A 506-nucleotide genomic window follows, 5' to 3' on the forward strand; every position below is an offset into this window, starting at 1 on the left:
ACGCGAATTTAGCGGATTTACACATCACGTTGACGTCGCCACAAGGCCAGTCTGTAGTGCTGTTTAACCATCAGCCGAGTCAATCGGGTGGGTTTACGGGCTATTTCACGGTTCAGCACGATTCAGAGCTGCAAGCATTTGTTGGAGAGCCTAGTTGGGGAACGTGGCTACTAGAAGTCTCCGATCGGGTGGTCGGCAACTCGGGCGCACTAAAAGCGTGGGGTGTGAGTCACTTTAACCAGTATCAGTGCGGTGCTGATACCACTTCGAAAAGCAACGGCAATGGCTCGGGTGGGAGTGGCTCACCTTGGGCGCTCTTTGGCTTGCTTGTGCTTTCAATGTTGAGAGTGGTTCGCTCTCGTAATAACGATTCATCAAAAAGAAGATAAGACCTATGAAGTTTCAATATTCTCTCATTGCAGTCTCACTGGCCCTTGTTGGTTGTGGTGGCGGTTCTGGCGGTGGTGACGCAACGGCGCCAAGTTACAACGTAGCGGGAACCATTT

General features: G+C 51.4%; 1 protein-coding gene. It reads left to right on the top strand.

Going from position 1 to position 506, the window contains the following annotated elements:
* On the top strand, positions 1–389 hold a 389-nt coding region (locus R8N49_RS30825), incomplete at its 5' end, for a proprotein convertase P-domain-containing protein (RefSeq protein WP_318190912.1).
* Between the last annotated feature and the right edge of the window lie 117 nt (positions 390–506).

The organism is Vibrio sp. 1978 (assembly GCF_033344345.1).